Below are 6746 nucleotides of genomic sequence, written 5' to 3'. Positions count from 1 at the left end.
CGTTTCTGGGGCTCGGAGCCCTGCTCATGACCACATCCGCCCTGGCCCCGGCGGCCCCGTACCCCCGTACCAGCCGCAGCCGCCGCAGTCCGGCAAGACCAACAGGCTGTCCGTCGGCGCGCTGGTCACCGGCCTGCTCGCGCTGGCCCCCATCGCGCTGATCCTCGGCATCCTCGGCCTCAACCAGGTCAAGAAGACCGGGGAGCGCGGCAAGCCGCTGGCGATCGCCGGCATCGTGCTGGGCGCCGTACAGATCGCGGCGCTGGCCGTGCTGGTGCCCCTGGCCGTCTACAACAACATCGACAGCACCGACGGCGCGGCCCCCTCCGACAGCGCGCCGCCGTCCGGCGGCGAGGACGGTGCGGCGCAGGACGAGCCGGGCCGGGACGTGCCCGAGAGCGGCGAGCGCATCGCCGTCTTCGACATCGCCGTCGGCGACTGCTTCGACACCAGCGGCCTCGACCAGTACCAGGACGAAGAGGGCGGCTCGGAGTACGACGTCACCCTCTACCCCTGCGACGTGCCGCACGAGGCGGAGGCCTTCGGCACCCACGAGATCAGCGGCTTCGACACCTACCCCGACACCGACGTCCTGGTGGAACTCGCCAACACCGAGTGCAACCGGCTCGTCACGTCCTACCTCCTGGACACCTGGGTGCTGGGCGAGGACGTCCAGATCTTCTACTACCACCCCGAGCAGGCCAGCTGGGACATGGGCGACCGCGAGATCCTGTGCTTCTTCGGCCGGGGCGACAGCCGGTCGATGTCCGCCTCGCTGCGCACCGACGAGGACACGCTGAGCGCCGACGCCCTGCGGTACCTGGAGATCACCGGGCCGCTGGAGACCACCCTGCGGCTGGAGCCGCTGGACGAGGAGCTGACGGCGAACCGGGAGTGGGCCGGTGAGATGGCCGCCGGCATCGAGGACGAGATCGACGCGCTGTCCGGCGCCACCTGGTCCGAGGCCGGGGTGGAGGAGCTGATCGCCGACCTGATCGCCGCCCGCGAGACCAGCCTGGAGCACTGGCAGGCCATGGCGGACGCCTCCGACGAGCAGGACGTGTGGAGCAACTACGTCGACGGCTACGACACCTTGGGCGTGGAGACGGAGACCGAGGTGCGCGAGCTGCTCGGACTGGCAACGGGCAGCTGACACTTCCGTCACCGTTTCGCTGCGGTCCCCGACCGGGGACGGCGGCGGCCGGGTGGGTGTCCACGGCAGACCGTAGACTCGTCAGCCGTGGACACCACCCTTCAGGACCCGCTGATCGGGCATGTACTCGACGGCCGTTACCGCGTGGACGAGCGGATCGCCGTCGGCGGCATGGCCACGGTCTACCGGGCGGTGGACACCCGCCTCGAACGCGAGCTGGCCGTCAAGGTCATGCATCCCTCGCTGGCGGACGACGAGGAGTTCACCGAGCGCTTCATCCGCGAGGCCAAGTCGGTGGCCCGCCTCGACCACCAGAACATCGTCGGCGTGCTCGACCAGGGCCGCGACGGCGACTACGTCTACCTGGCCATGGAGTACGTGGCCGGCTGCACCCTGCGCGATCTGCTGCGCGAGCGCGGGGCGCTGGCGCCGCGCGCCGTGCTCGACCTCATGGAGCCGCTGCTCGCGGGGCTCGGCGCCGCCCACCGGGCCGGGCTCGTGCACCGCGACATCAAGCCCGAGAACGTCCTCATCGGCGCGGGCGGCCGGGTCAAGGTCGCCGACTTCGGCCTCGCGCGAGGCGTCGACCACCAGACCTCGGCGGACACCGGCACCCTGCTGGGCACCGTCTCCTATCTGGCCCCCGAGCGCATCGAACACGGCACCGCCGACCAGCGCGCCGACGTCTACGCGTGCGGCGTGCTGCTGTACGAGCTGCTGACCGGCGCCAAGCCGCACGGCGGGGACTCCCCGGCCCAGGTGCTGTTCGCGCACGTCAACCGGGATGTGCCGCCCCCTTCCGAGGCGGTGCCCGGGCTGGCCGCCGCGCTGGACACCCTGGTGGCGAGGACCGCCTCCCGTACCCCGCAGGACCGGCCCGCCGACGCGGTGGAGATGCTGGCGCTGCTGCGGGAGACCCGGGCCGGGCTGACCGACGAGGAGCTGGACGTCCGCCCGCCGGCCGCCGTGGACCCGGCGGAGGCCGCCGACGGCGAGGAGGCGACCGACCGGCTCACGCCGCCCGCGTCCGCCTCCGGCGTCGGTCCCGAGGACCGCACCAGCGTGGTGCCCCGGCCGGCCGGGGTGCGCGCCACCGCCCCGGACGGCCCCGGCGCCGTGGGCCACACCGCCCGCATCGAGCTGCCGCAGGAGCCGGCGGACGGAGCCGCCCCGGCGACGCTCGCCTCCCGGCTGCCGCGCCGCCCCGTCCTGCTGCTGATCGCGGCCGTGGTGGCGGTCCTCGGCATCGGCGCGGGCGTCTGGTACGTCAGCTCCGGGCAGTTCGTCCGGACCCCCGGCGTGTACGGCGTGCCGCAGGCCGAGGCGGAGGCCACGCTGCGCGACGCCGGTCTTGACGTGTCGGTCACCGAGGCGTACCACGAGACGGTCGAGCCGGGCCACGTCATCTCCACCGACCCGGCGCGCGGCGACCGGATCCGCAAGAACGGGACCGTCACCCTCACCGTCTCGCAGGGGCCGCCGGTGGCCACCGTGCCCAATCTACGCGGCATCCCGCTGGAGGAGGCCAAGCGACAGCTGGAGGGCGCCGGGCTGACCCCGGGCGAGGAGACCCACGAGTTCTCCGCCGAGGTGCCCCGGGGCTCGGTGCTCTCCACCGACCCGGCGCCCGGCACCGAGAAGCGCCCGGACGCCGCCGTGGCCCTGGTGGTCAGCCGGGGCCCGCAGCTGGACGTGCCCGATGTGGTCGGCATCGCCGAGGGCACCGCCATCCAGCAGCTCACCGAGGCCGGCTACGAGGTGGAGATCGCCCCGGAGCGGGTGTTCTCCGAGGAGGAGCCGGGCACCGTCGCCGAGCAGTCCCCCGGCGCGGGCGAGGCGGCGGGCGAGGGCGACGTCATCACCCTGGCGATCTCCAAGGGCCAGGAGATGATCGTGGTGCCCGATGTGCGCGGGGAGCCGGAGGAGGAGGGCCGGCGGATCCTGGAGGACGCGGGCTTCGAGGTGAACGTCAACCGGCTGTTCTTCACCGGGACCATCTTCAACCAGTCCGTCTACGGCGGGGACAGCGCCCCGCGCGGCGCGACCATCACCATCTGGGTCCGCTGAGACCGGCGGGCCGGGGCGGGTCTCCCCCGGCCACCCCGGTGATCTGAGGCGGGGGTCACATTCCGCACCGCCCGGTGCCCCCGCCCCTGTGATGCGTGCCATAGGACGCCCGTCACATACGAGCTTCCTTAGTGTTGCCGCATTGAGCGCCGCGGGCCGTAAAAAGCCGGGGAAATTCCGGGGACATTCCTCCGGGACCCCTCGGGGAATCCCCGGGTGAACCCTGGCACCGGCACTATCCGGAGTAGTAAGAAGGACCTTTGCGCGGGGTTTTCCGTGACTGCTACGAAAGGCCGTCGCAGTCATCGCGAAGAACGAACGTGAGGTCCCCCGCATGTCCGCTCAGCTCCCCACTCCCCGGCGAAGTCGGCTGTCCCGGCTCCAGCGGTCCGCCACCACCGCGGTCGCCGGCTGCGGTATCGCCGCCATCGCTTTCACGCTGGTGCCCAGCGCGAGCGCCCACGAAACGGGCGGGTCCGGTTCCGCCGCTCACTGGGCCGTGAAGGCCAACGACGTCCCCGGGCAGGCGCAGGCCGCCGCCGGGGCCGGCGACTCCGCCTCCGAGGACGTCACCGCCTCCCTCCAGAAGACCCTGCGGGCGCTGGCCCCCGAGTCGCCCACCCGGCACAGCGAGCGGCTCGCCTCCGAGCGTGCCGCCGAGGAACTGCCCTCCCAGCAGGCCGAAGCCGAGCGCGCCGCCGCCGAGGAGGCCGCCGCGAGCCGGGCCGCCGAGCGCGAGACGCTGGCGCGGGCCGAGGAGGCCGCCGCCGCCGAGGCAGCCGCCGCTGAGGCAGCCGCCGCCGAGGTGACCGCGGCCCCCGAGGCCCCCGCCGAGCCCGCGCCCGCCGCGCCGGCCGCCCCGACCTACACGGACGACCTGGACGGCTGGATCCGCGAGGCCCTGGACATCATGGCCGAGCACGGAATTCCGGGCTCTTACGACGGGCTTTACCGCAACATCATGCGGGAATCCAGCGGTGACCCGAATGCGATCAACGACTGGGACATCAACTGGATCAACGGCACACCGTCCATCGGTCTGCTCCAGGTGATTCAGCCGACCTTCGACGCCTATCACGTGGAAGGCACCCCCTACAGCCTGTACGACCCGGTCGCCAATATCGTGGCCGCCGCCAACTACGCCTGGGACCGCTACGGTTCCATCGACAATGTGAACGGCCCGTACTGAGCAAGCCCCGTCCCGCGTCACCACCCCGCCCGGCGTCCTGACAAGCTGGGCCGGTGACCTCCGTTTCCGCGCGCGACCGCAATCCACTGGGCGGCCACGTCCCCGTAGCCGGGGGCCTGGCCGCCCGTGGCCTTTCCTACGCCGCCACCCTGGCCGCCGAAACGCTCCAGGTGTTCGTCGCCAATCCGCGCGGCTGGGCCACCCCGCCCGGGGACCCGGCCCAGGACGAGGAGTTCCGCGCCGGGTGCGCGCGGCGGGGGCTGTCCGCGTACGTCCACGCGCCGTACCTCATCAACCCGGGCTCCGCCGATCCGGTCACCGCCGAGCGCTCGGTGCGCTCGCTGCGGCACTCGCTGCGCCGGGGCCGGGCGATCGGCGCGCGCGGGGTGGTCGTCCACACCGGCTCGGCGACGGGCGGGCGCAGCCGGGAGAGCGCACTGGCCCAGACCGGTGAACTGCTGCTGCCGCTGCTGGACGATCTCACGCACGACGACGACCCGTACCTCCTCCTGGAGCCCACCGCCGGGCAGGGCGCCTCGCTGTGCTCCCGCGTCGCCGATCTCGGCCCCTACCTGGCGGCGCTGCGCCACCACCCCCGGGTGGGCATCTGTCTGGACACCGCCCATGTCTTCGCCGCCGGGCACGATCTGGCGGCCCCGGACGGGGTGGCGGCGACGCTGGACGAACTGGTGCGGGTGGCCGGCCCCGGGCGGCTGCGGCTGATCCACGCCAACGACTCCAAGGCACCGGTCGGCTCACGGCGCGACCGGCACGAGAACATCGGCGCGGGGCACATCGGGGAAGCGGCCTTCGCCGCGCTGCTGCGGCACCCGGCGACGGCCCACGTGCCCCTGATCATCGAGACCCCGGGCGGCCCGGAGGGCCACGCGGCGGATGTGGCCCTGCTGAAGGAACTCAGGTCCGCACCGGCGCCGGGCTGACCCCGGCGGCGGGCAGCGCGCGCCGCTGCCGCGTACCTCGACACCGCCGGCGCGGGCGGGGGGTGGCGGAGGCGCCGCGCCGGCTCAGAGTTCGGGGCCGTCGCCCGGTTCCTCCTGGTAGCTGTAGCGCTGTTCGCGCCAGGGGTCGCCGAGGTTGTGGTAGCCGCGTTCCTCCCAGAACCCGCGCCGGTCGGCGGTCATGTACTCCACGCCGCGCACCCACTTGGGGCCTTTCCAGGCGTACAGGTGGGGGACGACCAGCCGCACCGGGAAGCCGTGTTCCGCGGTCAGCAGTTCGCCGTCGCGGTGGGTGGCGAAGACGGTGCGGTCGGCGGCGAAGTCGGCCAGCCGCAGATTGGCGCTGTAGCCGTACTCGGCCCACACCATGACGTGGGTGACCTCGGGCGCGGGCGGGGCGAGGGTGAGCAGCGTTGCCGCCCGTACGCCGCCCCATTCGGCGCCCAGCATGCTGAATTTGGTGACGCAGTGCAGGTCGCCGACGACGGTCTCGTGCGGCAGGGCACTGAACTCCTCGTGGTTCCAGCAGCGTTTGTCACCGGAGGCGGTGGCACCGAAGACGCGGAATTCCCAGCGTTCGGCCCGGAACCGGGGTACCGGGCCGTAGTGGGTGACGGGCCAGCCGCGCTGCTCCCGCTGTCCGGGGGGAAGCTCCCCGGCCGGATGCGGTGTGTCCGCTTCCTCCTCCGAACGGCTTTCCGGGTGACCCATGGGTCCATGGTGACAGACCTGACATGCACAACGAGAACCGCCACCCCCGATCCTCCGGCAAGTCAGGTGAAACGGGGTAATTCGGTAAGCCTTCGCTTACTGGACGTCATGCCGACCGGAGTGCCACGATGCCTCGCACACCCGCTCCCCCGTACGGAAGGAGCCCGCTGCCATGCAGGGCGATCCCGAGGTCATCGAGTTCCTGAACGAACAGCTGACCGCCGAACTGACGGCCATCAACCAGTACTTCCTGCATGCCAAGATGCAGGAGAACTTCGGCTGGCTGAAGCTGGCGAAGTACACCCGCGCCGAGTCCTTCGACGAGATGCGCCACGCGGAGGTCCTCACCGACCGGATCCTGTTCCTCGAAGGACTCCCCAACTATCAGCGGCTCTTCCACGTCCGGGTGGGGCAGACGGTCACCGAGATGTTCCAGGCGGACCGCCAGATCGAGGTGGAGGCGATCGACCGCCTGCGCCGCGGCGTCGAACTGATGCGCGCCAAGTCGGACATCACCTCGGCGAAGCTCTTCGAGTCGATCCTCAAGGACGAGGAGCACCACATCGACTACCTGGACACCCAGCTCGAACTCATCGAGAAGCTCGGCGAACCCCTCTACCTCGCCCAGCAGATCGAGCAGCCCAGCGAGGCCTGACCGCTCCCGGCC

At 72.2% G+C, this 6746-nt stretch carries 6 protein-coding genes; 5 read left to right on the top strand and 1 reads right to left on the bottom strand.

Features of this window, described 5'->3' with window-relative positions; genetic code table 11:
• The 4 genes from ACFV5N_RS22790 to ACFV5N_RS22775 form a co-directional block, all read left to right on the top strand.
• The coding region (locus ACFV5N_RS22790; protein ID WP_385602886.1) for a DUF4190 domain-containing protein at positions 1–1153 on the top strand (1153 nt) is incomplete at its 5' end.
• A gap of 87 nt (positions 1154–1240) precedes the next feature.
• The gene (gene pknB / locus ACFV5N_RS22785) at positions 1241–3220 is read left to right on the top strand and encodes a Stk1 family PASTA domain-containing Ser/Thr kinase (protein ID WP_385602883.1); all 1980 of its coding nucleotides are present in this window, start codon (positions 1241–1243) and stop codon (positions 3218–3220) included.
• A gap of 334 nt (positions 3221–3554) precedes the next feature.
• Complete coding sequence (locus ACFV5N_RS22780) at positions 3555–4409, top strand: transglycosylase SLT domain-containing protein (RefSeq protein ID WP_385602880.1); 855 nt, start codon at positions 3555–3557, stop codon at positions 4407–4409.
• A 53-nt stretch (positions 4410–4462) separates the two neighbouring features.
• The gene (locus ACFV5N_RS22775) at positions 4463–5350 is read left to right on the top strand and encodes a deoxyribonuclease IV (RefSeq protein ID WP_385602877.1); all 888 of its coding nucleotides are present in this window, start codon (positions 4463–4465) and stop codon (positions 5348–5350) included.
• Between the two features lie 84 nt (positions 5351–5434).
• On the opposite strand, the gene ACFV5N_RS22770 is transcribed toward ACFV5N_RS22775, so the two are convergent.
• Complete coding sequence (locus ACFV5N_RS22770) at positions 5435–6079, bottom strand: sulfite oxidase-like oxidoreductase (RefSeq protein WP_385602874.1); 645 nt, start codon at positions 6077–6079, stop codon at positions 5435–5437.
• Between the two features lie 172 nt (positions 6080–6251).
• Between ACFV5N_RS22770 and bfr the strand changes: the two genes are divergently transcribed.
• A complete protein-coding gene (gene bfr / locus ACFV5N_RS22765) occupies positions 6252–6734 on the top strand; it encodes a bacterioferritin (protein ID WP_385602871.1) in 483 nt (160 codons plus the stop codon).
• The last annotated feature ends 12 nt before the right edge of the window (positions 6735–6746 follow it).

This window comes from Streptomyces sp. NPDC059853 (assembly GCF_042731495.1).
Lineage (GTDB): Bacteria > Actinomycetota > Actinomycetes > Streptomycetales > Streptomycetaceae > Streptomyces.
This window is presented reverse-complemented; position numbering and strand designations above follow the sequence as displayed.

Excerpts from the sequence above, each read along its gene's own strand:
- ACFV5N_RS22770 (WP_385602874.1), bottom strand. The coding sequence starts at position 6,079 with ATGGGTCACCCGGAAAGCCGTTCGGAGGAGGAAGCGGACACACCGCAT.
- bfr (WP_385602871.1), top strand. The coding sequence starts at position 6,252 with ATGCAGGGCGATCCCGAGGTCATCGAGTTCCTGAACGAACAGCTGACC.
- ACFV5N_RS22780 (WP_385602880.1), top strand. The coding sequence starts at position 3,555 with ATGTCCGCTCAGCTCCCCACTCCCCGGCGAAGTCGGCTGTCCCGGCTC.